26 protein-coding genes are annotated in these 26334 nt (G+C 65.7%); 20 read left to right on the top strand and 6 right to left on the bottom strand.

Going from position 1 to position 26334, the window contains the following annotated elements; translation table 11 throughout:
- The first annotated feature begins 48 nt into the window (after nucleotides 1–48).
- The 19 genes from F2P46_RS17280 (at nucleotide 49) to F2P46_RS17190 (ending at nucleotide 20755) form a co-directional block, all read left to right on the top strand.
- Nucleotides 49–1530 (top strand): peptidoglycan DD-metalloendopeptidase family protein, encoded by a 1482-nt coding sequence (locus tag F2P46_RS17280; protein ID WP_166892056.1) that lies wholly within the window; start codon nucleotides 49–51, stop codon nucleotides 1528–1530.
- 22 nt (nucleotides 1531–1552) lie between these two features.
- Nucleotides 1553–3055, top strand: coding sequence for a S41 family peptidase (locus F2P46_RS17275; protein ID WP_166892053.1), 1503 nt, complete (start codon nucleotides 1553–1555; stop codon nucleotides 3053–3055).
- A gap of 25 nt (nucleotides 3056–3080) precedes the next feature.
- Nucleotides 3081–3830 carry a molybdopterin-synthase adenylyltransferase MoeB gene (locus F2P46_RS17270; RefSeq protein WP_166892050.1) on the top strand — a complete coding sequence of 250 codons (750 nt, stop codon included), beginning with the start codon at nucleotides 3081–3083 and terminating at the stop codon, nucleotides 3828–3830.
- A gap of 299 nt (nucleotides 3831–4129) precedes the next feature.
- A complete protein-coding gene (locus F2P46_RS17265; protein WP_166892047.1) occupies nucleotides 4130–6250 on the top strand; it encodes an amidohydrolase family protein in 2121 nt (706 codons plus the stop codon).
- 268 nt (nucleotides 6251–6518) lie between these two features.
- Complete coding sequence (gspG, locus tag F2P46_RS17260) at nucleotides 6519–6986, top strand: type II secretion system major pseudopilin GspG (protein ID WP_166892044.1); 468 nt, start codon at nucleotides 6519–6521, stop codon at nucleotides 6984–6986.
- Between the two features lie 15 nt (nucleotides 6987–7001).
- Nucleotides 7002–7481, top strand: coding sequence for a type II secretion system minor pseudopilin GspH (gene gspH / locus F2P46_RS17255; protein ID WP_267875869.1), 480 nt, complete (start codon nucleotides 7002–7004; stop codon nucleotides 7479–7481).
- Nucleotides 7482–7510: 29 nt separating this feature from the next.
- Nucleotides 7511–7903: a type II secretion system minor pseudopilin GspI gene (gene gspI / locus F2P46_RS17250; protein ID WP_229509329.1), complete on the top strand. Its 393-nt coding sequence runs from the start codon at nucleotides 7511–7513 to the stop codon at nucleotides 7901–7903.
- Nucleotides 7900–8577 carry a prepilin-type N-terminal cleavage/methylation domain-containing protein gene (locus tag F2P46_RS17245; RefSeq protein ID WP_166892042.1) on the top strand — a complete coding sequence of 226 codons (678 nt, stop codon included), beginning with the start codon at nucleotides 7900–7902 and terminating at the stop codon, nucleotides 8575–8577. Before gspI ends, F2P46_RS17245 begins: the two co-directional genes overlap by 4 nt.
- Nucleotides 8577–9575, top strand: a complete 999-nt coding sequence (gene gspK / locus F2P46_RS17240) for a type II secretion system minor pseudopilin GspK (RefSeq protein WP_166892040.1) — start codon at nucleotides 8577–8579, stop codon at nucleotides 9573–9575. The genes F2P46_RS17245 and gspK overlap by 1 nt, the downstream gene beginning before the upstream one ends.
- Before the next feature lie 18 nt (nucleotides 9576–9593).
- Entirely contained in the window at nucleotides 9594–10811 is a 1218-nt protein-coding gene (gene gspL, locus F2P46_RS17235) for a type II secretion system protein GspL (RefSeq protein WP_166892037.1), read from the top strand.
- Nucleotides 10808–11341 (top strand): type II secretion system protein GspM, encoded by a 534-nt coding sequence (gspM, locus tag F2P46_RS17230; RefSeq protein ID WP_166892034.1) that lies wholly within the window; start codon nucleotides 10808–10810, stop codon nucleotides 11339–11341. The genes gspL and gspM overlap by 4 nt, the downstream gene beginning before the upstream one ends.
- A complete protein-coding gene (gene gspN, locus F2P46_RS17225; RefSeq protein WP_166892031.1) occupies nucleotides 11338–12117 on the top strand; it encodes a type II secretion system protein N in 780 nt (259 codons plus the stop codon). The genes gspM and gspN overlap by 4 nt, the downstream gene beginning before the upstream one ends.
- Nucleotides 12117–14360 carry a type II secretion system secretin GspD gene (gspD, locus tag F2P46_RS17220; RefSeq protein WP_166892028.1) on the top strand — a complete coding sequence of 748 codons (2244 nt, stop codon included), beginning with the start codon at nucleotides 12117–12119 and terminating at the stop codon, nucleotides 14358–14360. The genes gspN and gspD overlap by 1 nt, the downstream gene beginning before the upstream one ends.
- Before the next feature lie 22 nt (nucleotides 14361–14382).
- Nucleotides 14383–15828 carry a type II secretion system ATPase GspE gene (gene gspE, locus F2P46_RS17215; protein WP_166892026.1) on the top strand — a complete coding sequence of 482 codons (1446 nt, stop codon included), beginning with the start codon at nucleotides 14383–14385 and terminating at the stop codon, nucleotides 15826–15828.
- A 10-nt stretch (nucleotides 15829–15838) separates the two neighbouring features.
- A complete protein-coding gene (gspF, locus tag F2P46_RS17210) occupies nucleotides 15839–17059 on the top strand; it encodes a type II secretion system inner membrane protein GspF (RefSeq protein WP_166892023.1) in 1221 nt (406 codons plus the stop codon).
- A gap of 11 nt (nucleotides 17060–17070) precedes the next feature.
- Entirely contained in the window at nucleotides 17071–17670 is a 600-nt protein-coding gene (locus F2P46_RS17205) for a type II secretion system protein N (protein WP_166892020.1), read from the top strand.
- A 7-nt stretch (nucleotides 17671–17677) separates the two neighbouring features.
- The gene (locus F2P46_RS17200; RefSeq protein WP_166892017.1) at nucleotides 17678–19930 is read left to right on the top strand and encodes a patatin-like phospholipase family protein; all 2253 of its coding nucleotides are present in this window, start codon (nucleotides 17678–17680) and stop codon (nucleotides 19928–19930) included.
- A 269-nt stretch (nucleotides 19931–20199) separates the two neighbouring features.
- The gene (locus F2P46_RS17195; protein WP_166892014.1) at nucleotides 20200–20487 is read left to right on the top strand and encodes a type II toxin-antitoxin system prevent-host-death family antitoxin; all 288 of its coding nucleotides are present in this window, start codon (nucleotides 20200–20202) and stop codon (nucleotides 20485–20487) included.
- Complete coding sequence (locus F2P46_RS17190; protein WP_166892011.1) at nucleotides 20450–20755, top strand: Txe/YoeB family addiction module toxin; 306 nt, start codon at nucleotides 20450–20452, stop codon at nucleotides 20753–20755. The genes F2P46_RS17195 and F2P46_RS17190 overlap by 38 nt, the downstream gene beginning before the upstream one ends.
- Nucleotides 20756–20874: 119 nt before the next feature.
- Here the strand turns inward: F2P46_RS17190 and F2P46_RS17185 are convergent, their stop codons facing one another.
- On the bottom strand, nucleotides 20875–21609 hold the full coding sequence (locus F2P46_RS17185) for a helix-turn-helix domain-containing protein (RefSeq protein WP_166892008.1): 735 nt from the start codon (nucleotides 21607–21609) through the stop codon (nucleotides 20875–20877).
- A 143-nt stretch (nucleotides 21610–21752) separates the two neighbouring features.
- On the opposite strand from F2P46_RS17185, the gene F2P46_RS17180 reads away from it, so the two are divergent.
- Nucleotides 21753–22328 (top strand): outer membrane beta-barrel protein, encoded by a 576-nt coding sequence (locus tag F2P46_RS17180; RefSeq protein ID WP_166892005.1) that lies wholly within the window; start codon nucleotides 21753–21755, stop codon nucleotides 22326–22328.
- A gap of 64 nt (nucleotides 22329–22392) precedes the next feature.
- Here the strand turns inward: F2P46_RS17180 and F2P46_RS17175 are convergent, their stop codons facing one another.
- The 5 genes from F2P46_RS17175 to F2P46_RS17155 all read right to left on the bottom strand — a co-directional run bounded on the left by F2P46_RS17175 (nucleotide 22393) and on the right by F2P46_RS17155 (nucleotide 26190).
- Nucleotides 22393–22590 carry a hypothetical protein gene (locus F2P46_RS17175; protein WP_166892002.1) on the bottom strand — a complete coding sequence of 66 codons (198 nt, stop codon included), beginning with the start codon at nucleotides 22588–22590 and terminating at the stop codon, nucleotides 22393–22395.
- Nucleotides 22587–22787, bottom strand: a complete 201-nt coding sequence (locus tag F2P46_RS17170) for a hypothetical protein (RefSeq protein ID WP_166891999.1) — start codon at nucleotides 22785–22787, stop codon at nucleotides 22587–22589. The genes F2P46_RS17175 and F2P46_RS17170 overlap by 4 nt, the downstream gene beginning before the upstream one ends.
- A gap of 11 nt (nucleotides 22788–22798) precedes the next feature.
- Nucleotides 22799–24139 (bottom strand): ATP-dependent protease ATPase subunit HslU, encoded by a 1341-nt coding sequence (gene hslU, locus F2P46_RS17165; protein ID WP_306667699.1) that lies wholly within the window; start codon nucleotides 24137–24139, stop codon nucleotides 22799–22801.
- 29 nt (nucleotides 24140–24168) lie between these two features.
- The gene (gene hslV, locus F2P46_RS17160; protein ID WP_099873691.1) at nucleotides 24169–24705 is read right to left on the bottom strand and encodes an ATP-dependent protease subunit HslV; all 537 of its coding nucleotides are present in this window, start codon (nucleotides 24703–24705) and stop codon (nucleotides 24169–24171) included.
- Nucleotides 24706–24858: 153 nt separating this feature from the next.
- Nucleotides 24859–26190, bottom strand: coding sequence for an STAS domain-containing protein (locus F2P46_RS17155; RefSeq protein WP_166891996.1), 1332 nt, complete (start codon nucleotides 26188–26190; stop codon nucleotides 24859–24861).
- Nucleotides 26191–26334: the final 144 nt, after the last annotated feature.

The raw sequence follows: 26334 nt of genomic DNA, 5'->3' as shown, positions 1-26334 counted from the left end.
TTGTCTTTTAAGTTCAAGCAGTTAGCGGCCGGGGCGCTATGCGCGCTCGTGGCCGTCGCCACATGCGGCGCGGCCCCGGCGTCCGCGCCGGCTACCGCGTCGGCTCCCCGCCAGACCGAACGCAGCAAGCAGAAAGCGCTGGCGGAGAAGACGCGCGCCGGCATCCAGCAAAAGCTGGCCGAGCTCAAGCGCGAAGTCAGCAAGACCGAAAGCGAGCGCGAGGATGCGGCCGACACCCTGGCCGAGTCCGAGGAAGCCATTTCCGACGCCAACCGCGTGCTGCGCGAGCTCGCCAACGAGCAGAGCGACACCAACGCCAGCGTGGCCGTCCTGGCCGCCTCGCAAGAGCAACTGGGCGCCACCATCGTCAGCCAGAAACAGCAACTGGCGCGCCTCTTGCGCGAGCAATACGTTGCCGGCAACGAAGACCGGATCAAGCTGCTGCTCTCGGGCGACAATCCGAACCGCATCAACCGCGACTTGCAACTGATGGCGTATGTGTCGAAAGCCCAGGCCAGGCTGCTCGGCTCCTTGCACGGCAACCTGGCCGCCGTCGCCAGCAACCGCGACAAGGCCGAAAACGCGCGCGAGGAACTCGATGAAATCGCCCGCGAAGAGCGCGAGCAGAAAGCCGTGCTGGTCAAGGAAAAGGCGCGTCGCGCCGCCTTGCTCGGCTCCCTGTCGGAACGGCTCTCCGAGCAGCGCAAGGAAATCGGCGGCCTCGAGCGCGACGAACAACGCATGGCCGGGCTGGTCGACAAGCTCTCCAAGCTGATCAAGGAACAAGCCGAAGCGGCGGCTGCCGAGCAACGGCGCCAGGAAGCGCTGGCCGCCGCGCGCGCCAAGGCCGCCGAGCAGGCGCGCCTGCTGGCGGAGGCCAAAAAAGCCGAGCGCCGTGCCGAACGCGAGCGCGAACGGGAACGCGAACGCGAACGCCTGGCGCGCGAAGCGGCCAAAAAGCCGCCCAAGACCGATCCGCGCACCGGCGCCAAAACCCCGGTCCCGGTCCCCGTTCCGGTGCCGATGGACCCGATCGACGACGATGAAGCACCCGTGCTCGCGCAAGTGCCGGAGAAAGCGCAAGCGGCGCCGCCGCGCAAACCCGATATCGCACTGGCCCCGGCCATGCTGGACGGCGCCTTTGCCAGCCTGCGCGGCAAGCTGCGCGCGCCGGTGTCCGGCAAGCTGGCGGCCCGCTTCGGCGCCAAGCGCGGCAGCGGACCGAGCTGGAAAGGCATGTTCATCAAGGCCGCCGAAGGCAGCGAAGTGCGCGCCGTGGCCGGCGGGCGGGTGGTGTTCGCGCGCTGGATGCGCGGCTTCGGCAACCTGATCCTGGTCGACCATGGCAGCGAATACCTCTCGATCTACGGCAACAACCAGGCCCTGCTCAAACGCGAGGGCGACGCCGTCAAAGGCGGCGACCCGATCGCCAGCGCGGGAAACACCGGCGGCAACGAGGAATCGGGGCTATACTTTGAAATCAGGCACAAGGGTGCGGCAGTCGATCCGGCGGGCTGGGTGAATTTCTGACGGTATTACTATAGGTAGAAGAATGAAAGTCAAAAGTATCGGCCTGATCGGCATGGGCATGGTGGCCGGCGTGGCTGCGTCCTTCCAGTTTTCGGCCATGGCGCAAAAGCCCGGCAGCGCGCCCCTGCCGCTCGACGAGCTGCGCCAGCTCACCGATGTGTTCGGCCTGATCAAGTCCGACTACGTCGAGCCGGTCGAAGACCGCAAGCTGCTGTCCGAAGCGATCACCGGCATGGTGGCCTCGCTCGACCCGCACTCGGTCTACCTCGACAAAAAAGCGCTGCGCGAAATGCAGGAAAGCATGCAGGGCCGCTTCGTGGGCCTGGGTATCGAAGTGGCCATGGAAGAGGGCTACGTCAAGATCGTGACCCCGATCGAAGATTCGCCGGCGTTTCGCGCCGGGATCAAGGCGGGCGACCTGATCACCCGCATCGACAGCACCCCGATCAAGGGCATGTCGCTGGACGAAGCGATCAAGAAAATGCGCGGCGAGCCGAAAAGCCGTGTGGTGCTGACGATTGCGCGCAAGGGCGACGACATGCCGTGGATCGTGCCGCTGACGCGCGAAGAAATCCGCGTGCAAAGCGTCAAGGCCAAGATGGTCGAGCCGGGCTACGGCTGGCTGCGCATCAGCCAGTTCCAGGAACAGACCGTGGACGACATGGTGAAAAAGGTCAATGCGCTGTACGCCCAGGACCCCAAGCTCAAGGGCCTGGTGCTGGACCTGCGCAACGATCCGGGCGGCTTGCTGCCGGGCGCGATCGGCGTGTCGGCCGCGTTCCTGCCGCATGACAAGCCGATCGTCTCGACCGCCGGCCAGCGGCGCGACTCGAACGAAGTGTTCTACGGCCGGCGCGAATTCTACGCCGCCAGGAATGGCGCCGATCCGCTCGCCAAGCTGCCGGCCGCGCTGAAAAACGTGCCGGTGATCGTACTGGTCAACACCGGCTCGGCCTCGGCCTCCGAAATCGTCGCCGGCGCCTTGCAGGATTACAAGCGCGCCATCATCATGGGCACCCAGACCTTCGGCAAGGGCTCGGTGCAAACCTTGCGCCCGCTCACCAAGGACACCGCCGTCAAGCTCACCACCGCGCGCTACTTCACCCCGAACGGGCGCTCGATCCAGGCCAAGGGCATCGTGCCCGACGTGATGGTCGACGAAACCGCCGAGGGCGACGGCTTGAACAGCCTGCGCGTGCGCGAAGCCGACCTGGAGAAGCACCTGTCCGACGGCAGCGGCAAGGACAGCGTCGATGCGGGCCGCGCGCGCCGCGACGAAGTCGAAGAAGACCAGCGCGCCCAGGCGCTCGCGCGCACCCGCAAGCCGCTCGAATTCGGCAGCAAGGACGACTTCCAGCTGGCCCAGGCCCTGAACCATTTCAAGGGCTTGCCGGTCAAACTCTCCAAGGTCGAGCCGATTCACGACAAGGAAGGCGAGAAGGCGAAGGAGAAGGCGGCGCCGGGTGTCAAAGTGCCGGCAACCGAGCTCAAGCCGCCCGAACTCAACAAAGGCGACAAGAAATAATGCAGCACGGTACGGCCAGCATCCGATGAACGACGACCAGCTGCTGCGCTACTCGCGCCATATCTTGCTCGACGAAATCGGCATCGAAGGCCAGCAGAGGGCGCTGGCGGCGAGCGCGCTCGTCATCGGCGCCGGCGGGCTCGGTTCGCCGGCGGCCTTGTACCTGGCCTCGGCCGGGATCGGGCGCATCGTACTGGTCGATGATGACGATGTCGACCTCACCAACCTGCAGCGCCAGATTTTGCATACCACCGGGCGGGTGGGGCAAGCCAAGGTCGACTCCGGGCGCACCGCGCTGCTGGCGATCAATCCCGATATCGATGTCGTGGCCTTGCGCGAGCGGGCCGATGACGCGCGCCTGGCCGAGCTGGTCGGGCAAGCGTCGGTGGTGCTCGATTGCAGCGACAACTTTGCCACGCGACACGCCGTCAATCGGGCCTGCGTGGCGCACAAGGTGCCGCTGGTGTCGGGCGCGGTGATCCGTTTTGACGGGCAGATCAGCGTGTTCGATGCGCGCCGCGACGATTCGCCGTGCTACAGCTGTTTGTTTCCCCAGGATCAGCACTTTGAAGACGTGGCGTGCAGCACCATGGGCGTGTTCGCGCCCTTGGTGGGCGTGGTCGGCGCGATGCAGGCGGCCGAGGCGCTGAAATTGGTCATGCAGGTCGGGCACTCGCTGGCAGGACGCCTGCTGCTGCTCGACGGGCGCGCCATGGAGTGGACCAGCATCGGCGTGGCGCGCAATGCGGGGTGCCCGGTGTGCGGGTCGACCTGACGAACGCCTCCATAACCCTTATTCTTCAGACCGTCGTTCCCGCGAAGGCGGGAACCCAAGTTGTTGAGCCGCCGAGGCTACAGCACGAAATTGGGTTCCCGCCTTCGCGGGAAAGACGGTTTTGAGGGTAGCGCTTAGTCATGCTGTGCCGCGGCTTCCGGCCCCCTTTTCACCCCTCTCCCTCCCCCAACATAGTCATTTGTGCATTTGTCTTTCTGACATTGCTCTAGACCGTACTTCGCCGTGCTATTCTTGCGACCCAGCACAATTCCCACCATCCCGCCCAGGAGATGCATCACATGAAACGTCCGCTCGTCCTTGCTGTCGCTGCCGCCCTGAGCTGGTCGGCCCACGCCGCCACCCAGACCATCCGTTACGAAATGCATGCCGAGAACGGCAAGCGCATCGGTGAACAGGTCGTCGAGCGCGACGACGATGGCCTTACCCGCGTACGTTTCATCTACAAGGACAACGGCCGCGGCCCCGAACTGACCGAACAATTCCGCCTCGGCGCCGACGGCACCATGATCGACTACACGGTCAAGGGCAACTCGACCTACGGCGCGGTGGTGGACGACCGCTTCGAACGCAAGGGCGACCAGGCCAGCTGGCAATCGACCTCCGAAAAAGGCGCCAAAGCGATCACCGGCCCGGCCCTGTATGTGCCCCTGAACGGCTCGGCCGAAATGGCCTCGATCGCGATCACCGCGCTGGCCGCCAGCCCGAGCGGCAGCCTGCCGCTACTGCCTTCCGGCACCCTGACCCAGCGCAAGCTCGACGAAGTGGACGTGTCCGCCAACGGCAAGACGCGCAAGGTGCAGCTGTTCGCCCAAACCGGCCTGGGCATGTCGCCGCAGTTCTACTGGGCTACCACCGACGCCAAACCGCGCCTGTTCGCCATGGTCATCCCCGGCTTTATGACCGCCGCCGAAGAAGGCTGGAACAGCGTCGGCAAGGTGCTGGCCGAACGCCAGAAACTGGCCGAGAGCAAAATGCTGAGCGACCTCGCCAGCGCTCTCCAGCACAAGCTGACCGGCTTGACGGTGGTCAAGAACACGCGCATCTTCGACAGCGAAAAAGCCACCGTCGGCGCGCCGTCCGACGTGTATGTGCTGCGCGGTCGCATCAGCGCCATCCTGCCGGCCGGCGCCCCGGTGCGCGGCGCCGTCAACGAAATCGACGCGGCCGGGCGCATCATGTTGCCCGGCCTGTTCGACATGCACGGCCACGTGGACCGCTGGGACGGTGGCCTGAACCTGGCCGCGGGCGTGACCACGGTGCGCGACATGGGCAACGATAACGCGCAATTGCAACAGATCCTCGACGAAATCGCCGACGGCCGCCTGCTCTCGCCGCAAGTGGTGCCGACCGGTTTCCTGGAAGGCGAGAGCCCGTTCTCGTCGAACGGCGGCTTCGTCGTCAAGGACTTGCCGGCCGCTAAAAACGCGATCGACTGGTATGCCGAACACGGCTATCCGCAGCTGAAGATCTACAACTCCTTTCCCAAGGCGATCCTGAAAGACACCGTGGCCTATGCCCACAGCCGCGGCATGCGCGTCTCCGGCCACATTCCGGTCGGCCTGCGCGCGCATGAAGCGTTAGATGCCGGCTACGATGAAATCCAGCACATCAACCAGGTCATGCTCAACTTCCTGGCCACGCCGGAGACCGAAACGCGCACCCTGGAACGCTTCATATTGCCATCCGAAAAAGTGGCCGGCCTGGACTTCGATTCGCCCAAGGTCAAGCAATTCATCGCGCGCCTGGCAGCCAAGCAGATCGTGATCGATCCGACCCTGGCCACGTTTGCCTTCCTCAAGCAGCGCGACGGCGACCTCAACGAGCCGTTCGTGGCCGTGGCCGAGCACATGCCGCCGGATGTCAAGCGCGGCTTTTATGTCGGCACCATGAAGATCGCCGACGAAGCGGCCCAGAAGCGCTACGAAAAATCCTACGCCAAGATGGTCGACTTCGTCGGCCGCCTGTACAAGGCGGGCGTGCCGATCGTGGCCGGCACCGATGAAATGGCCGGCTTCACCCTCCAGGCCGAACTCGAACTGCTGGTCAAGGCCGGTCTCACGCCAGCCCAGGCGATCCAGGTCGCCACCCTCAACGGCGCGCGCTACACCCGCACCCTGGCCGATCGTGGCACGGTCACGCAGGGCAAGCTGGCCGACCTGGTGCTGGTCGATGGCGATCCGACCAAACAGATCGGCGACATCCGCAAGGTGGCGGCGGTGATCACGCGCGGTTACGTGGTCTACCCGCATGAAGTCGACAAGGCACTCGGCATCGTGCCTTTCGTCAAGGATGCGCCGATGGTGAAAGCGCTCGCGCCGGTCTCGAGCAACCTGGCCGAGGGCGGCAATGATGGCGCCCTGCATCGCTTCACGGGCAGCAGTGCAAGGCATCACCACTAATCGTCGACAGCTTGCGCTCACCGGCGCTGTCGATTCGTCCATCATTGGAAAGCGCCACCGCACTGCCTTACAATTGACCAGTCGCCGCGCACATGCGATGGCGCTGCCGCGTGTGCCAGGGTAACTTGTATGACGTCCGGCAACGCAAGCTTACACGAGCGCAATTATGACGGTGGGATGACGCAAAAATGCCCGCAGTTGTATAGCGACGGCGGGCCTCATTGGCCTTATACTCCGACTTCATCGTAGAACTTATTACAGACTGACTATGAAACTAGCTGCAAAATTTTCTCTCCGCCAGCGCCGCGCGCGCGGCATTCGCGCCCCGGGCTTCACTCTTGTTGAAATCATGGTGGTGGTGGTCATCATCGGCATCCTCGGCGCGCTGGTCGTGCCAAAGCTGATGGGCCGCACCGTCGAGGCGCGCATCACCGCCGCCAAGAGCGATATCGCCAGCTTGAGCCAGGCGCTCAAGCTGTACAAGCTGGACAACCAGCGCTACCCGACCACCGAGCAAGGCTTGCAATCGCTGGTCGCCAAGCCGAGCAACGGCCCGAGCGCGAATGGCTGGAAGGCGGGCGGCTATCTCGACAAACTGCCGAACGATCCGTGGGGCCATCCGTACCAACTGCTCTCGCCCGGCGTGCAGGGCGAAATCGACGTGTTCTCGCTGGGCGCCGACGGCTTGCCGGGCGGTACCGGTGACGACGCCGATATCGGTTCCTGGGAACAGTAAGCCAGGCCGGCTCGCTTGAACGTGACAAAGGCAGTGCGCGGCGCCCGCGGCTTCACCCTGATCGAGGTGATGGTGGTGCTGGTCATCATGGGCATCGTGCTGGGCATGGTGTCGATCAATGCCATGCCGAGCCCGCGCCAGAACCTGGAGAACGAGGCGCGCCGCCTGGCCTTGCTGCTGCAACTGGCGCGCGACGAAGCCATCGTGCGCAACCGCCTGGTGGCCTTCGAAGCCGACACCGAACGCTATCGCTTCCTGGTGCGTAACGAATCGATCTGGGAGCCGGTCACGCGCGACGACCTGCTGCGCGAGCGGCCCTTCAAGAGCGCGCCGGTACAGGTGTTGCTCGACCCGCCGGTGTCGGTCGGCGGCGGCCCGGTGCGCATCACCTTCGGGCGTGAGCCGGTCGACAAGCCGTTCGTGCTGACCCTGGCGAGCGGCGACGACCGGGTCGCCATCCGGGCCGACGGTATCGGCCACTTTGTCGTTGAGTAACTTTGTCGTTGATCAAACCAGCCGAAAGAATGATGCGCGCTCCTGAACGTTGTCCATCCTCCCGCCAGTCCGGCTTCACCCTGCTCGAAGTGCTGGTGGCGCTCGTCATCATCGGCACCGCGCTGGGCGCCTCGCTGCGCGCGGTGGGCAGCCTCACGTCCAACAGCGCCGGCTTGCGCGCCGCCATGATGGCCACCTGGTCGGCCGAAAACCGGCTGGTGCAGATCCGCCTGGCCAAGGAATATCCGGCCATCGGCAAGAACAGTTACGAATGCCCGCAGGGCGACCTCAAGCTGCTGTGCCAGGAAGAAGTGCTGGCCAGCCCGAATCCGCGCCTGCGCCGGGTCGAGGTCAGCGTGTTCGACAGCGCCAGTCCGGAACGCCGCATCATCAAGCTGGTCCAACTGGTGCTCAACGAATGAGTCGGCGCGGGCAGTACGGAAAACGGCAGCGGCAGCGTGGTTTCACCCTGATTGAACTGCTGGTGGCGATCAGCATCCTGGCCATCGTGGCGGTGCTCGGCTACCGCGGCCTGGACAGCATCGTGCGCGCGCGCGAAGCGCTCACCGCCCAGCTCGAATCGGCGCGCGGCATGCAGCTCGCCTTTGCCCAGATGCAGAGCGACTGCGAACACCTGGCCACGCCCGGCCTGCTGCAGGGCCGTCCCTACCTGCTGTCCGCGCCCGACCGCCTGACCCTGGTGCGCAATGTGTACAACGAAAACGACGCGGCCCGGCTGCAAGTGGTCACTTACCGCGTCGTCGAGCGCATGCTCACGCGCCGCGAAAGCAATGGCACGCGCGACCTGGTCCAGCTCGACGTGATGTGGCAGGCCGCCATCAGCAATGCCGACACCAGTCCCTCGGTCACCCTGCAGTCGGGCGTGAGCGCGATGCAGGTCATGACCTGGGAAAACAATGGCTGGCGCCAGAACACGCAGCCGGTGGCGCAGGCGGTGCCCGACCCGTCCCAGCTTGCGCCCGCCGGAGCGAGCAACGTGGCGCCGACCGTGGCGCCAACCGGGCTGCAGGTGCAGCTCCAGATCGACAATGTGGCCGCCGTGATGACCAAGTCGTTCCTGTTGGGGGGCATGTGATGCGCCGCCCGTATCCGCGCCGCCAGCAGGGGGTGGCCATCATCACGGCCCTGCTGCTGACCATGCTGTCGGTGACCATCGTCGCCAGCCTGTTCTGGCAGCAACAGGTCCAGGTGCGCTCGATGGAAAACCAGCGCCTGCACTTGCAGACCAAGTGGATCCTGCGCGGCGCGCTCGACTGGGCACGCCTGGTGCTGCGCCAGGACGGCATCGACAACCGCAGCCTGACCACCCTGAACGCGGTCTGGAACACGCCGCTGGCCGAAACCCGGCTCGACCAGTACATCGAACGCGAACGGATCGAGGGCGAGGTGTTCGACGCCACCCTGTCGGGCCAGATTTCGGACGCCACCGCTCGCTACAACCTGCTCAACCTGTCCAACGGCCGCCAGCTCGACAAGAACCACGTCCTGATCTACCAGCGCCTGCTGCAAAACCTGCAGCTCGATCCGGCCCTGGCCCAGCGCACCGCGCTGGCGGTGGCGGCCGGCGCGGTGGCGGAGGCCAAAAAAGTCGACGATAACGGCCAGCCGCCGCCGATCGACCCGGACGTGGTGACGGCGCCGGTCTCGAGCGGTACGGCGCCGCTGGGCCTGACCCAGCTCGACGACCTGCTCTCGATTCCCGGCTACACCGTCGAGACGGTCAACCGCCTGCGCCCGTTCGCCATCGTGCTGCCCGAAAAAACCACGATTAATGCCAACACCGCCCCGGCCGAAGTGCTGGCCGCGATCGTGGTCGGCATGTCGGTGTCGGAAGCGACGGCCCTGGTGGCGCGCCGCAAGACCGCCTACTTTCTCGATGACGACCGATTCAAGGAACAGTTGTACGGCCATAAAGAAGGCGTGATCAAGAAGACCTACAGTTTCAAGAGCGAATATTTTTTGGTAAAAAGCCGGATCCGCCTGGACCGGGCCGCGCTCGACGCGGAAGCGCTGGTCCAGCGCAGGCTGGACGATCGTGTGACGACCACGACCGTTTGGGTACGGCAAAATTGAGAACGAAAGCGAGATAGTTTGACTACTTTATATATCCGGCATCCGGCCAGGGCGGACAGCGAAGGGGCATTGGCCCGCTTCGCGCTGGTTGCCGACGGTGGCGCCCTGATGCAGCAGGGCGAGGGTGTCCTGAAAGGCATGGGCGACCTGGTTGCGTCGAGCCGGCGCGTGGTGTTGCTGCTGGCCGCGGCCGATGTGACCTTGCTGCACATTAAAGTGCCGCCGCTGTCGGCCGCGCGCCTGCGCACCGCGCTGCCCAACCTGGTCGAAGAACAAGTGCTGGGCGACCCGGAAGACTGCGTGCTGGTGGCCGCGCCCGCCGCCGCCCCGGACGGCTTGCGCGCCATCGCCGTGGCCCAGCGCGCCTGGCTCGAAGCGCTGGTGCGTTCGCTGCTGGCCATGGGCGCGCGCTCGGTGGCCGCCTTTCCCGGCCAGCTGTGCCTGCCGCTGGCGCCGGGCAATGCCTCGGCCGCCATCGATGGCGGCGGCATCACCATCCGCCATGGCCAGTATCACGGCCTGGGACTGGCGCTGGCCGGCGAACCGGCGCTGGCCCTGCAAACGGTGCGCGCGCTGGCCGGCGACACGCCCTTGACCTTGTACGTACACGAGCAGCAGTTGGGCGAATACCAGGCCCTGCTGGCCGAAGCGGGACCGGCCGTCACGCTCGAAGCCGACCACTGGGCGCACTGGATCGCCGGTTCGAAAAGCACGGTGCTCGACCTGGTCCCCGGCCTGGGCGCGGCCGGCGCCCGCACGCGCGACTGGCAGCGCTGGAAGTGGCCGGTGCGCCTGGCCCTGCTGGCGGTGGCGGTCAACCTGGCCGGCCTCAATTACCAATGGCTGCGCTTAAAGCGCGAAGCCGACAACACGCGCACGGGCATGGTGCAGGTGTTCCGCGCCGCCTATCCGAAAGAAACTGTCCTCAGCAACAACCTGGAGCGCCAGATGCAGCAGAAAATCGCCCAGGCCCGGGGCGCCTCGGGTCAGGTCGGCCCCGATGAATTTACGTTCCAGGCCGCCGCCCTGGGCGAAGCCATGCGCACCCTGGGCAAGCCGCCCGAGCTGGCCTCGATTACCTTCCGCGAGCGCAGCATGACGGTCAAGGTCAAGCCCGAGGGCGCCGATCCGGCCCTGGTCGCCAACCTCAAGCCGGGCTTGCAGAAGTACAAGCTCGACGTCAGTGACGTGGCCGCCAACACCATCCTGGTGCGCACGCCGGGAGCGAAACCATGAGCGCCCTGACCGTCGTCGGCGGTTTCAAGGACAAGCTGGCGCTGTACTGGATGGCGCGCACCGAGCAGGAGCGCAAGTTCCTCGGCATCGGCGGCGCCATCGCGCTGCTGGCGCTGGTGTACGGCGTGTTGCTGGCGCCCGCGCTGGAAGGCAGCGCGCGCCTGCGCAAGGAATTGCCCCTGCTTAAGCAGCAGAAGGCCCAGCTCGAAGCGATGGCCAAGACCGCCGCCGAACTGGCCGGCCAGACGCCGCCGCAAGTGACCCCCATGTCACGCGAGACGATCAACGCCAGCTTGAGCGCGCGCGGCATCAAGCCCGAGTCGGTCAGCATCACGGGCGAGTACGCCAAGGTCCAGGTCAGCGGCGTAGCGTTTTCCACCCTGGTCGCCTGGCTCGACGCGCAGCGCCTTGAACACCGTATCAGCGTGCTGGAAGCGGCCATTACCGTCCCGACCACCGCCTCGCCCCCGGCCGGCCAGGTCGACGCCACCATGACCTTGCGCCAGATCGCGGATGCGGGTTCGCGATGATGCGCGCCGTGCTATGGTTGGGCGCGATCGCGCTGGCCGTCGTCCTCACCGTGCTGGCGTTCGCGCCGGCCACCTGGCTGGGCGACGTCATCGAGCGCCAGACCGGCGCGCGTTTGACTCTGGGGGATGCGCAGGGTACGCTTTGGCGCGGCTCGGCCTTTCTCGGCGGCGCGCCCGGGCCAGGTGGCTCGGTCACGCCGCTGCTGCCGGGGCGCTTCGCCTGGACCCTGTCGCCCCTGGCCCTGCTCGGCCAGGTCGACATGACCCTGGAAAACCCGCTGGCCCTGACGCAGCCGGTGCGCCTGACCGGCAGCTGGTCGCAGTGGCAGGTCAGCCCGGCCGCGCTGCTGCTGCCGGCCGAAGGCCTGGCCGGCCTGGGCGCGCCGCTCAACACCCTGGCGCTGTCGGGCGACATGCGCCTGTCCTGGACCACGCTCGGCCTGGCCACGGTGAATGGCGGCAAGGCGGTCGCGATGGATGGGGTGACCACCCTGGAACTGAACGAGATGGGCTCGCGCATGGCCCCGATCAAGGTGCTGGGCAGCTACAAGATGACCATGGATTGGCAGGGTCAGCAGGCACAACTGAATTTGAAGACCGAACGCGGTGCCTTGTTGTTGGCGGGAAAGGGCAGCCTGAACCAGGGCCGCTTCCAGTTTTCCGGCACGGCACAGGCCGCCGATGGATATGAAGAAACGCTGGGCAATCTCCTGAATTTACTGGGCCAGCGCCGAATGGTGGACGGCAAGAAAACTATCGCCTTAGAGTTTAAATGATGAAAAAACAGTCACTGAGCACTTTCCCTTCCCCGGCGTTGCGCCGCATCGCCGCCGGCGTCCTGTTGTGCTGCGCGGTCGCGGGAGCCCCGGCGCCCGCGCTGGCGGCCCCGGACGAGTCGGCCGCCCTCAATTTTGTCGGCGCCGACATCGAATCGGTCATCAAGGCGGTCGGCCATTACACCGGCATGACCTTCATCATCGATCCGCGCGTCAAGGGCACCCTGACCGTGACGTCGGAAAAACCGGTCACCAAGGCCCAGGCTTTTGGCTTGTTGACCTCGGCGCTGCGCCTGCAGGGCTACGCCGTGGTCACCGGCGACGGCTACGCCAAGGTGGTGCCGGAAGCCGAAGCGAAGCTGCAATCGTCGCCGACCCAGGTCGGGGTGGGCGGCGCCAGGATCAAGGGCGACCAGATCGCCACCCAGATTTTCCACCTGAGCCACGAATCGGCGGCCAACCTGACCGCGGTCTTGCGCCCGCTCATTTCGCCGAACAATTCGATCATGGCCAATCCGGGCAATAACAGCCTGGTCATCACCGATTACGCCGACAACCTGCGCCGCCTGGCCAAGATCGTCGCCGCGCTCGACGCCCCGGTGGCGGCCGACCTCGACGTCATCCCGGTGCGCCACGCGATCGCCTCCGACCTGGCCACCATGGTCAACAAGCTGATGGAGCCGAGCGCCGGCGGCGATTCGGGCCGCATCTCGGTGGTGGCCGATCCGCGCACCAACGCGGTGGTGCTGCGCGCGCCGTCGGCGGCGCGCGCCAACCTGGCCAAGTCGCTGATCGCCAAGCTCGACCAGCCGACCTCGGAAGCGGGCAATGTGCACGTGGTCTACCTGAAAAACGCCGACGCCACCAAGCTCGCGCAAACCCTGCGCGCGGTGGTCTCGTCCGACTCCTCGGCCTTGCCCCAGCAACAGCAGGGCACCACCGGCGGCAGCGTGGCCAGCGGCGGCGGCGGCGCCAACAGCATGACCGGCGGGAATAACCAGAACAGCGGCGCCGGCAACAGCATGGCGCAGCAGAGCCAGACCAGCGGCGGCAGCGGCGGCAGCGGGGCCGGCTTCATCCAGGCCGACGCTTCCACCAACACCCTGATCATCACCGCCCCGGACGCGGTGTACCGCAACCTGCGCGCCGTCATCGACCAGCTCGACGTGCGCCGCGCCCAGGTGTATATCGAATCGCTGATCGTCGAAGTGAACGCCGAAAACGCGGCCGAATTCGGGGTCCAGTGGCTCGGCATCACCGGCACCGAAAACAGCAAGTACCGGGTCGGCGCGCTGCAAAACTCGACCAATGTGGCCGGCAACAACGCCTTGCTCAAGCTGGCCGCGGCCGGGCGCGCGGCCACGCCGGGCGCGGGCCTGTCGATCGGCGTGTTCAAGCAGATCGCGGGCGAACTGGGCCTGGGCGCGATCGCCCACGCCCTGCAAACGACCGGCAACGCCAACATCCTGTCGACGCCGAACATGCTGACCCTGGACAACGAACTGTCGACCATCAAGGTCGGCCAGAACGTGCCGATCATCACCGGCAGTTTCACCACCAACACCGGCGGCGCCGCCGGCGGCAACCCGTTCCAGACCATCGAGCGCAAGGATGTGGGCCTGACCCTCAAGGTGCGTCCGCAGATTTCCGAAGGCGGCACCATCAAGATGGCGATCTACCACGAGACCTCGAACGTGGACCAGTCCTCGCTGGCGGCGCCCTCGGGCGTGACCACCAACGTGCGCATCATCGAAAACAATGTGATCGCCGACGATGGCCAGATCATCGTGTTGGGCGGCCTGATCAAGGACGACACCAGCGACAATGAAGAGCGCGTGCGCGGCCTGGCCGACATTCCCGTGCTCGGCAACCTGTTCAAGTACCGCAAGCGCGGCCGCACCAAGACCAACCTGATGGTGTTCCTGCGCCCGGTGATCGTGCGCAGCAAGGAAGACAGCAACGTCATCGCCGCCGACCGCTACGACTTCATGCGCTCGGCCGGCCAGGCCGTGGGCGAACCGAAAGACAATATCGTCATGCCCGACTACGGCACCCCGGTGCTGCCGCCATTGACCAACGGCCAGCCGCCGCCGGGCGGCACCATGGCGCCGATGCTGCAACGCCCGGTGCAGGCACCGGCCACGCCGGCCCCGGCGCCGGGCAGCACCACCGAGCGTCCCTTGACCGCCCCGGCCACGATCAACCCGGCCGATGTGAACATGTATCGTCCGGCGACAAAATGATGAAGAAGCGGACTATCCAGCGATGAGCAACCTCTTACCTTACGCCTTCGCGCGCGACTTCGGCGTGCTGGCGCGCTCGCCCGACAATGGCGAGCATCCGATCGAAGTGTGGGTCTCGGGCGCGACCGCGCCGGCGGCCATCGCGGAAGTGTCGCGCCGCTTCGGGCGCATCGCGCTGCGCTCGATGGAACGCGCCGAGCTGGAAGCGGCCATCGCCAGCGCCTACGCCGGCGCCGGCGGCGACGCCTCGCAGGTGGCCGACGAATTCGACGCCGACCTCGACCTGACCAAGCTGTTGCAGGACGTGCCGGCCATCGAAGACTTGCTCGAATCGTCCGACGACGCGCCGGTGATCCGCATGATCAACGCGCTGCTGACCCAGTCGCTGCGCGAAGGCGCTTCCGACATCCACATCGAGCCGTTCGAGCAAACCTCGGTGGTGCGCTTCCGCATCGACGGCTCGCTGCGCGACGTGGTCCGTCCGCGCAAGGCCATCCACGCCTCGCTGATCTCGCGCATCAAGATCATGGCCCAGCTCGACATCGCCGAAAAGCGCTTGCCGCAGGATGGCCGCATCACCCTGCGCGTGGGCGGCAAACCGGTCGACGTGCGCGTTTCGACCCTGCCGACCGGGCATGGCGAGCGCGCCGTGCTGCGTTTGCTCGACAAGGAAGCCGGCCGCCTCGACCTGTCGCACCTGGGCATGAACGCGGCCCTGCTGCCGCAGTTCGATGAGCTGATCAACCAGCCGCACGGGATCGTGCTGGTCACCGGGCCGACCGGCTCCGGCAAGACCACCACCCTGTACGCGGCATTGAGCCGCCTGAACGCCTCGACCACCAACATCCTGACCGTGGAAGACCCGATCGAGTACGACCTGATCGGCGTCGGCCAGACCCAGGTCAACGCCCGCATCGACATGAGCTTTTCCAAGGCCCTGCGCGCGATCCTGCGCCAGGATCCGGACGTGATCATGATCGGCGAGATTCGCGACCTGGAAACGGCGCAGATCGCGGTCCAGGCCTCGCTCACCGGTCACCTGGTGCTGGCCACCCTGCACACCAACGATGCGGCGGCGGCCGTCACGCGCCTGCTCGACATGGGGATCGAACCGTTCCTGCTGTCCTCGTCCTTGCTGGGCGTGATGGCGCAGCGCCTGGTGCGCAAACTGTGCGAGCACTGCAAGGTGCGCGACGAAGTCGAAACGCCGCAGGGCCGCTCGGTCCAGTGGAAAGCGGTCGGCTGCGACAAGTGCGGCCAGACCGGTTATCACGGCCGGGTCGGCGTGTACGAACTGTTAGAGACGAACGACAAGATCAGCGCCCAGATCCACAACCGCGCGTCCGAAGCCGAGATCCGCACCGCGGCCCAGGCCAGCGGCATGAAAACCATGCGCGAGGATGGCCAGCGCTGGCTCGACAACGGCACCACCACGCAGGCCGAATTGCTGCGCGTGACCAAGGACTAGGCCGAGAACGATGCCCGCATTCCGTTATGAAGCCGTCGATGGCGACGGCAGCACCCGCAAGGGCGTGGTCAACGCCGACAGCGCCCGTTCGGCGCGCGCCGACCTGCGCCTGCAGGGCTTGACGCCCTTGATGGTCGAAGCCATCGCGGCCCAGCTCGACGCCTCCGGAGCGGAGAAAAGCCGCGGCTTCGGCGAGCGCCTGTCGCAGGTCGAACTGGCCCTGTTCACGCGCCAGCTGGCCAGTTTGCTCGAGGCCGGCCTGCCGCTAGAACAAGCCTTTACGGCCCTGCTGGAACAGGCCGAGCGTCCGTATGTGCGCGACCTGGTGGCCTCGATCCGCTCGGAAGTGATGGGCGGGGCGCCGTTTTCCGACGCGCTCTCGCGCCACCCGCGCGACTTTGCCGAGATTTACCGCGCGCTGGTCGCCTCGGGCGAGCAGATCGGCCACCTGGCGCGCGTGCTCTCGCGCCTGGCCGACTACATCGAACGGCGCAACGCGCTGGTGCAGAAGGTGCGCCTGGCGTTCACCTATCCGGCCATCGTCACCGTGGTGGCGTTCGCGATCGTGATCTTCCTGCTCACCTACGTGGTGCCGCAGATCGTCTCGGTATTCGCCAACACCAAGCAAAAGCTGCCGCTGCTGACAGTCATGATGCTGGGCGTATCGAATTTCGTGCGCGCCTGGGGCATCATCGTCGGCATCCTGATGGTGGGCGCATTCTGGATGTGGCGGCGCGCGCTGCGCAACCCGGTGCTCAAGCGGCGCTGGCATACCTGGCTGCTCACAGCCCCCATCTACGGCAAGTTTGAGCGCAGCCTGAACACGGCGCGCTTCGCCAGCACCCTGGCCATCACCACCGGCTCGGGCGTGCCGATCTTGCGCGCGCTCGACACCAGCCGCGACACCTTGTCGAACCTGGCTATGAAGGAGCTGGTCGAGCAGGCCAGCGCCAGCGTGCGCGAGGGCGTCAGCCTGGCGCGCGCGCTGTCGGCGCAAAAGCACTTTCCACCGATGCTGATCCACATGATTCGCGCCGGCGAGATCACTGGCGAACTGCCGGCCATGCTGGAACGGGCCGCCAATTCGCAGCAGCAGGACCTGGAGCGGCGCACGCTCACCATCGCCGGCCTGCTCGAACCGGTGCTGATCCTGGCCATGGGCGTGGTGGTGCTGCTGATCGTGCTCGCGGTGCTGATGCCTATTATTGAAATCAATCAGCTGGTGCGGTAAAAAGGAATGTAATGAAGCGTTTGCCAATAGTTTTCAGCCTGCTCGCCGTGGTTCTCCTGTCGGCCTCGATCGCGTACTGGGCCATGCAGTTCATCAAGGGCGAGCAGCGCCCGATCGTGGCGGCCGCCAGCGCGCCCGATCCGGTGCCGGCGCCGGATGCCGCCGCCACCTTGTTCGGCGGCCAGGCCGCCGCCGTGGTGGTCAGCAATTACCAGTTGACCGGCGTGATCTCGGCCGGGCGCGACAGCGCCGCCATCCTGGTGGCCGACGGCCAGCCGCCGCGCGCGCTCAAGGTCGGGCGCGAGCTCGCCCCCGGCGTGACGGTCAGCGCGGTGTTCCCGCGCTACGTGATCCTGTCCGAAGGCGGCGTCGAGAAACGCATCGAACTGGCCACCGACGCCAAGGCCGGCCCCGAGATGGCGCCGCCGATGGCGGCCCCGCCGCCGCCGCTGCCGCAGGGCGAGAACGCCAACCCGGCGCCGGGCGCGCCGCCGGAACCGGCGCAAGCTCTCTCGCCAACGCCGCCGCCGACCGTGCCGCCGCCGCAGATGCCAGGGCCGACCCGCACCGTGGTCAGCCCCGGCAACAACAACCAAGCACCGACCCAATAAGGCCACCATGAAGCGATTGCGCGTGCTGGCCGCGGCCTGCGCCCTGGGCCTGCCCGCGGGAGTCGCCCTGGCGCAGCCTGCCGCCGCGCCGCAGCCTGGCGCCGTGCCGCAGCCTGAGGCTGGCGTGGCGGTGGCGGCGCGTCCGCGCGTGGCGCTGGTGCTCTCCGGCGGCGGCGCGCGCGGCTTTGCCCACATCGGCGTGCTGCGCGTGTTGCGCGACATGCGGGTGCCGGTCGACATCGTGGTCGGCACCAGCATGGGCAGCGTGATCGGCGGCGCCTACGCGGCCGGCTCCTCGGTGGCCGACCTGGAACAGATGGCGCGCCACACCGACTGGGACCGCGTGGTGGCCGACCGGCCGGCGCGCGAAGACCTCGAATTCCGGCGTCGCGAAGAAGACGTGCTGCTGCCGTCGCGCATCGAGTTCGGCCTGCACCGCGACGGCATCTCGCTGCCGCCGGCGGCGGCCGGCAACGCCGCGCTGGAACTGGCGCTGGCGCGCCTGCTGCCGGCCGGCACGCGCGACCGCCCGGTCAATCAACTCAGCCTGCCGTTTCGCTCGGTCGCCTCGGACCTGGTCACGGGCGACCTGGTCGACCTGGTCGACACCCCGCTGTTTTTGACCATGCGCGCCTCGCTCGCGGTGCCGGGCGTGTTCGCGCCGGTGCGGGTGAACCAGCGCCTGGTGGTCGACGGCGGCCTGGTGCGCAACCTGCCGATCGACCTGGCGCGCAAGATGGGCGCCGACATCATCATCGCGGTCAACGTCGGCACCCCGCTGGCGCCCGAGAAAAACCTCGGCAGCGCGCTCGGGGTGGCGCAGCAGATGATCAACATCCTCACCGAGCAAAACGTGCAGCGCTCGATCAGGGAACTCGGCCCGGGCGATGTGTTGATCTCGCCGGAACTGAGCGGCACGAGTTTTCTGGACTTTCGCAATATCGACAGCGCCATCAAGGGCGGCGAGGCGGCCACGCGCGCGCTGGCGCCGCGCCTGGCGGCGCTGGCGCTGCCCGCGGCCGAGTACGCGCTGTTCGAAAACAACCGCCTGGCCACGCCGCCGCTGTCGGACACGCCGATGCTGTTGACCGAGGTCAAGGTCGAGAGCAGCGGGCGCATCAATCCGAAAATCCTGCAGGTGCAGTCCGGCCTGGCGCAGGGCCAGACCCGCACGCGCGACCAGGTGCGGCGCGCCGCCAACAGCCTGTACGGACGCGGCGACCTGGAGCGGGTCGAGATCGACATCGACGACGAGGGCGGCCAGCGCGCGGTCGCCATCCGTGCCACTGAGGCCAGCTGGACCAACAGCCGCCTGCGCGTGGGCCTGGAACTGGCCAGCGACTTCGACGACGCCAACCGCTTCGCGCTCAAGGTGATGCATGTGCGCTCCTCGATGAACCCATGGGGCGGCGAGCTGCGCACCACGGCCCAGATCGGCGACGAGCGCGGCATCGGCGTCCAGTTCCACCAGCCGCTCGGCCCCGGTTCGCCCTGGTACGTGGCGCCGGCGCTCCAGTACGGCTCGACCTCGCTCGACTTCTTCAGCGAAGGGCGGCGCAAGGTGCGCTATGCCTACTCGCAGCGTTCCGTGAGCTTGGTGGTGGGGCGCGAACTGGGGACCTGGGGCGATGTGCAGTTCGGCATCGTCAAGCAGCGCCTGGGTGCGCGCGCGCTCATTCCCGAGGATGGGGCGGGCGAGCATGCATCGAACCGCTATCAATACTTCCGTTACCGGGTCGACACGCTCGACTCGCTCGGCTTTCCCAGCCGCGGCTACCTGGTTGACGCCAAATTGTCCGGCACCGGGGTCGGCGCCGATGGGGCGGCGCCGCTGGCGCAGTTTTCCCTGCTCGGCCTGAGCGCTTTCCGCACGCGCGACTGGGCCGGCCATGTGTACGGCGAATACGCGGTCGCCAGCAGCGGCGCCGCGCCGCTCAGCCTGGGTGGATTCTTGCGTTTGTCGGGCTCGATGCCGGAATCGTTGGAAGGCAACCGCATCGCCTTCTGGCGGCTGGTGATGGCGCGCCGCATCGGCGCCTTGCCGGTGACCCTGGGCGGCACCCTGCGCGCCGGCTTTTCGCTGGAAGCGGGCGGCGCCTTCGACCGCCGCCAGATCGTGCAGGGCGACACCGCCGCCTTCAAGCAGGCCGTCAGCGGGTTTTTGTCGGTCGAAACGCGCTTCGGCCCGGTGTACGCGGGCGCCGGCAAGACCGTACACGGCGGCAGCACCGCCTACTTGTTCCTCGGGCCGATCTGGTAAACGGACTGACCGGAGTCGATTTGACCGAGTGAACGACATATCGTTTAGCAGGTCATATGGGGATGAGGTGAAAGGACTTCACCGAGCAGCATCTGGCTGCTCTGAGGCAAGTCAAAGATGTACAGGATGTTGTACATAACTTGCTCTTTCGTACCACATCTTGTACAATAGGTGTTGGTGACATGTTGTTTGTCGCCCAATGGTAAGAATATCCACTTGTGTCCGCCGGATTCAACATCCCGGCACTTGATTGAGGCAGCGAATATATTATGAACGTCATAACATTCAGCGACGCACGGGCTAGCTTGAAGACGGTGATGGACGACGTATGCAAGGACCACAACCCAACAGTGATTACGCGCGTAAACGGGGAGCACGTTGTCATGTTGTCCCTCGCAGACTTCAATAGCATGGAAGAGACAATGTATCTTCTGAGCTCGCCCAAGAACGCGAACCGCTTGATGGAGTCCATTGCGCAACTCAAGGCTGGCCAGGTCCATACCAAGGAGCTAATACGCAATGAGCAAGCAGAAGGTCGACAACAAGAAAGAAGCTAAGGGGTTCACCCTTGCATGGACAGATAATGCTTGGGAGGACTATCTCTACTGGCAAAAAGAAGACGCAAAGATCCTCGAAGAGATCAATAATCTTCTGGAGCAATGTCAACGGCATCCCTTCACTGGCACCGGAAAACCGGAACCGCTCAAGAATAATCTGACGGGATTCTGGTCCAGGCGGATTAACAAAGAGCATCGTCTCGTTTATCTTCCTGAAGACAATGCAATTTACGTTGTGGCTTGCCGCTTCCACTACGGATCGAGCTAGCGCTTGATCAACCGGCAATAAAAAATTGCCACGCTTTCGTAAGAGAATGCGACAAGCGTTGCCACAACTGCTTGCGGCAACGATGATGATGCGACTTTGATAGGTCAGCCAGACACGGCCTACGCGCGGCGCAGCGCGGTAAACGCGCTCGACTCCCATGATTGAAAGCCGAGCAGCAAGGTCACGCCGTCGCGCTCGTCGCGAGCCAGGCGACGGTCGGCCTGGTGCAGGCGCGCCAGCTCGGCCGCCAACTGCTGGATTTTCAGCAGCAGTTCGCGCGAACTGCCCAGCGACAGGCGCGCGGGCAGGCACAGCAAGGTTTCGCCGGCGCCGTCGAAGCGCCCGCTGAAGTAATCTTCCACCACATGCTCGCGGAAATACTGCTGCACCGGCCCGTCCGGCAGCCAGCGGAAGGTGGTCGAGACGCGCATGCTGTAGCGGTTCAGGGGTTTGAGTTCGATCAGGCCGAGGCGGTCGAGTTCGACCATCAGGCCGATGCATTCCGGCTCGCTCAGCTGATAGGTTTCGATGATCTGGTCGAGCGTCCAGTTGCCCAGGCAGCAGATGGCGACCAGCAGCAGGCGCGGATTGGCCATCAGCGACTTTTCCTGGGTGGGCGTGAGGGTGTCGGCCTGGGGACGGGCGTCGGCGGCGCGGCGCAGCACGTCTTCGAGCGGGACCCCGGCCGCCTTGCAGATTTGCGCCAGGCGCGACAGCGCCATATCTTTCTGCCCGAACATGCGCTTGACGCTCGACTCGCTCATGCCGATGCGTGTCGCCAGCGCCTTGTAGGTGATGCCCGCCGCGCGCAACTCGGCGCGCAGCACTTGTATGACCAGCTCGGGTGAGCTCATGCGATTCCTTTGACGGCAAAATGTAGTGTTATTCGATACTCAATGTACCGAATTTCGGTGCTTCGCACAAGCAGATAGGACTTTTTGCGGAAAAGCAGGACACTGTACTCAGCCCAGAAACGTCCCTGACCGAAAGTGAACCGATGCAGAAACTCGCGCTGCTTGCCGTCCTCCTGCTGACCGTGTTCAGCGGCGCCGCCAGCGCCGCCAGTTACGGCGACACCAGTCCGATCTATGCGGGCGGCGGAGCGGGGCGGATGCAGTTGAGCGCGCCATGCGGCGGCGGAGATGGATGCAAGGGACAGGACAACGGCAGCGGCAAGCTGTTCGCCGGTTTCAATTTTGCGCCGTTCAGCGCGTGGCAGGGTTCGGAGTTGACCAGTTCGGTCGAGCTGGTGGGCTACCGCAGCGGCAAGATGAACCTGGCGCGCGAGCGTGGCGCGGCGTCGCTGCGGGGAGCGGGGCTGTCGTACCGGATCAGTTCACGGGAAACCGATGTGCTGTCGGTGCATGCCAGGGCGGGGCTGACCCGCTTGTCGGGCAAGTTCGATGGCGAGTCAAGAGCGTCGACGGGCCTGACGGGTGGCTTGGGGATCGCGTATGCGCTCGACAAGCATCTGTCGCTGACGGCCGATTACGACGTGCTCAGGGCCGGTTTCGGCGCGCTGGCACGCACGCATGTGCATTGGATGACATTAGGCGCGGCCTGGAAGTTCTAGGCGGCGCACCCAAGATGGCCTGATCGCGGGCGCCCACCAGGGCGCCCGCTGGCGGCCCTCGGAACTACCCGGCGTACTCCAGCACCGGCTTCGTCAACGCTTCCATATACAGTTCACAACAATTCTGCAACTCATCCAGCGTTTCCCCAAGCGGATACGCCGGGTCGACGCTGACGCCTTCCACCTTCCCATCGTCGTCGTAGTACACAGAATAGACCGCCAGTTCCCCGGCCTGGTTCATCACCCGGTAATTCCACGTCATTCGTCCTCCGGCACCAGCCTGGCCTTCTTGAGCGCGCGCTTGGCCGCCTGGCGCTCCTGCGCCGGGCCCTTGGCGTGCGGCCCGGCGGCGCGCAGCTTGGCTGCCACGGCCACCGGATTGCGCACCTTGGCAACCTGCTGGGTCGGCTTGACCGTGATGCGCATTTTTTGCCGCGTCGCCAGTGCCTTGTTCGCCATCGCGCGCCTCCTTACAGCACGTAGCGCGACAAGTCTTCATTGTCGGCCAGTTTGTCCAGGCGCTCGTTCACGTACGCGGCACTGATGGCCACCACGCTGCCGCCGGTCTCGCTGGCGGTAAACGACACTTCTTCCAGCAACTTTTCCATCACCGTGTACAAGCGCCGCGCGCCGATGTTCTCGGTGCGCTCGTTGACCGAAAACGCAATCTCGGCCAGCCGCGTGATGCCGTCCGGCGCAAACTCGATTTTCACATCCTCGGTCGCCAGCAAGGCCTCGTACTGCTTGGTCAAACAGGCGTCGGTGCTGGTGAGAATGCACTCGAAATCGGCAATCGACAGCGATTCGAGCTCGACCCGGATCGGAAAGCGCCCCTGCAACTCGGGAATCAGGTCCGACGGCTTGGCCAGGTGGAACGCGCCCGAGGCGATGAACAGAATATGGTCGGTGCGGATCATGCCGTACTTGGTGTTGACCGTGGTGCCCTCGACCAGCGGCAACAGGTCGCGCTGCACGCCGGCGCGCGACACATCGGCCCCGCCCATTTCGGAGCGCGACGCGATCTTGTCGATCTCGTCGAGGAACACGATGCCGTTCTGCTCGACGTTGGCGATCGCCTTTTGCTTCAACTCGTCATCGTTGACCAGCTTGGCCGCTTCTTCATCGATCAGGATCTTCATCGCTTCGCGGATCTTGATCTTGCGCGGCTTCTTGCGCGCCGCGCCGATGCCGGAAAACATGGACTTGATCTGCTCGGTCATTTCTTCCATGCCGGGCGGGGCCATGATTTCCATCTGCGGGCCGGGCTCGGCCACTTCGAGCTCGATTTCACGGTCGTCCAGCTCGCCTTCACGCAGGCGCTTGCGGAAGGTCTGGCGCGTGCCGTCGCCTTCCTTGGTTTCAAGCGGCGCCGGCGTGACGTTAAAGCCGAAGTCGCGCGCCGGCGGCACCAGGATGTCGATGATGCGGTCTTCGGCCGCGTCTTCGGCGCGCTGGCGCACTTTTTTCATTTCGCTGGCGCGGGTCTGCTTGATGCCGATGTCGATCAGGTCGCGGATGATGGTGTCGACGTCGCGCCCCACATAACCGACTTCGGTGAACTTGGTCGCTTCGATCTTGATGAAGGGGGCGTCGGCCAGCTTGGCCAGGCGGCGCGCGATCTCGGTCTTGCCCACGCCCGTGGGGCCGATCATGAGGATGTTCTTGGGCGTGATTTCATGGCGCAGCGGCTCGGCCACCTGCTGGCGGCGCCAGCGGTTGCGCAGGGCGATGGCGACGGCGCGCTTGGCCTTGCCCTGGCCGACCACGTGCTTGTCGAGTTCGGAAACGATGTCGCGCGGCGTCATGTTCATGTTCATGGAGTTTGGCATGGTGCTTCCCCTTAATCCAGTGTTTCGATGATGTGCGACATATTCGTATAGATGCACAGCTGGCCGGCGATGGTCAGCGATTTTTTCACGATCTCGGCCGGCGACAAATCGGTGTTTTCTTGCAGGGCCTTGGCGGCCGACTGGGCGTAGGTGCCGCCCGAGCCGATGGCGCCGACCCCGTCTTCGGGTTCGAGCACGTCGCCGTTGCCGGTGATGACCAGGGTCGATTCATGGTCGGCCACCAGCAGCATGGCTTCCAGGCGGCGCAGCACGCGGTCGGTGCGCCAGTCCTTGGCCAGTTCCACCGAGGCGCGCAGCAGGTTGCCCTGGTGCTTTTCGAGCTTGCCTTCGAAGCGGTCGAGCAATGTGAAAGCGTCGGCGGTGCCGCCAGCGAAGCCGCACAGGACCTTGCCCTGGTAGAGCTTGCGCACCTTGCGGGCCGTGCCCTTCATGACGATGTTGCCGAGCGTGACCTGGCCATCGCCGCCGATCGCGACTTGCTTGCCGCGCCGTACGCACAGGATGGTGGTGCCGTGAAATTGTTCCATTATCGTTGCCTCTCAGTGATGGAGCGGCCGGCCGGAGATGGCTCCCGCGCGGCTGCATGCCCCCCAGAAATGGGGATGCTCACGGAAATTGCAAGACAGTTAACGGCCGCTTGCCCATGCCGCGCACCGGCCGGCCATGCTCGGCGGCGCTGGTCAGTACTTGTGCGGGAACAGCTTGGCCACTTCCGTGAAGCCCAGTAGTTTGAACAGTGCGGCGACCAAATGGTTCAATTCGCGCAGCTCGATTTTTTTCTCGGCCGCGATCGGGCGCAAGCGGTTGAGCAGGGCGGCCGCCGCCGAATAGTCGACCCGCGCCAGGCGCGAGCAGTCGAACAGCACCGTTTCGGCGCTGTCGGCGGCGTAGGCGTCGATGGCGTCGAACAGGGCCGTGCCCGACCCTTCGATCACCGACGGCAGCATGAAGCCATCGGTGGCCGGCGGCGTGTGCAGGATGCTGACCGAGGTGGCGGTGCTCAAGGAAGGTTCGAACGACGGCGGCGACACCTCGTAGGTGACGCAGTAATCCATCGCCGTTTCTTCGAAGTCTTTTTCGCGGTCGAGCAGCTGGAACAGGGCCAGCAGCAGCAGCCAGGGCGCTTCGCTGGCGTCGCGCTGGCCGATCTCGATGGTCGAGTGGACCAGCTCGGCCAGTTCGGCGGCGCCGGCCACGATCAGTTCGCGGTCGCTGGCGCGCAGGCGGTTCATGGTTTCGAGCAGCAGGGCGCAGCCGTCCGGCGTCACGCTCTGGATGCGCGCAAATTCGAGGCGCAGCACCGGGTTTTCGCTGGCGCGCTGCAACAGGCGTTCCAGGCGCGGGGCCACTTCGCCGTCGAGCACGCCGCTGAAGACTTCGGTCGGGGTGACGCCGGCAAAGGTGCGCTCTTCCATGCCCGGAGGCATCAGCGGCGGCGACCACGACGGCGGCGAGGTTTCGAACTGGCTGGCGTAATCGATTGCAATGTTGTCAAAATCCTCCTGGCGTCCGCCGACCTGGTACAGGTCGAACAGCATCCACCAGATGGTGCGGTCGTCCTTGCCCAGCTCGACCAGGCTGTCGAGCAGCAGGTGTTCGGTCACGGCCATCTGGTCGTTGGCGAACATGATGGCGATTTCTTCGATCACGGGCGCGGTCTGGGGCGCCACTAGTGCATCCGGCAAGTCTTCGTCGGCCAGCAGCTCGGTGGTGGCCAGTTCCAGCATCGGCAGGGTGTCGGTGGTGGCGCCATCGGCGGCCGCGGCCTTGGCCTTGCGCGGGCCGCTGCCCCAGGCCGGCTCGGGCGTGTTGAAAATGTCGTTCGACATGGCCGATTCGATCGCGTCGATCTTGGCCGCGGTGGCGCGCGCGATTTCGCGCTGGCGCGCGCGGTCGGCGTCGGTGTCGGCGGCCAGGCGCGACGGTTCACCGACGCGCAGGCGCGAGTCCGGCGCATTCTTGGCGCCGGGCTGCTCAGTTTTCTTCTTGTTGAAGATGGAGAAGATACCCACGTCGTTCCCTGTCTCGTTCTACGCTGCGTACTGCGCCAACCGCACCGGGCGCATCGAGCGCAGCAAGCGCCCTGGTTGATCTGACTGCGGATCTGTCTGCGGAACCAACCGCACCGTCAAGCCGCACGGTAGCATGCCGGCCGG

The sequence above is a fragment of the Massilia sp. CCM 8734 genome (genome assembly GCF_011682155.1).
Taxonomy (GTDB): Bacteria; Pseudomonadota; Gammaproteobacteria; order Burkholderiales; family Burkholderiaceae_D; genus Telluria_A; species Telluria_A rubra.
This window is presented reverse-complemented; position numbering and strand designations above follow the sequence as displayed.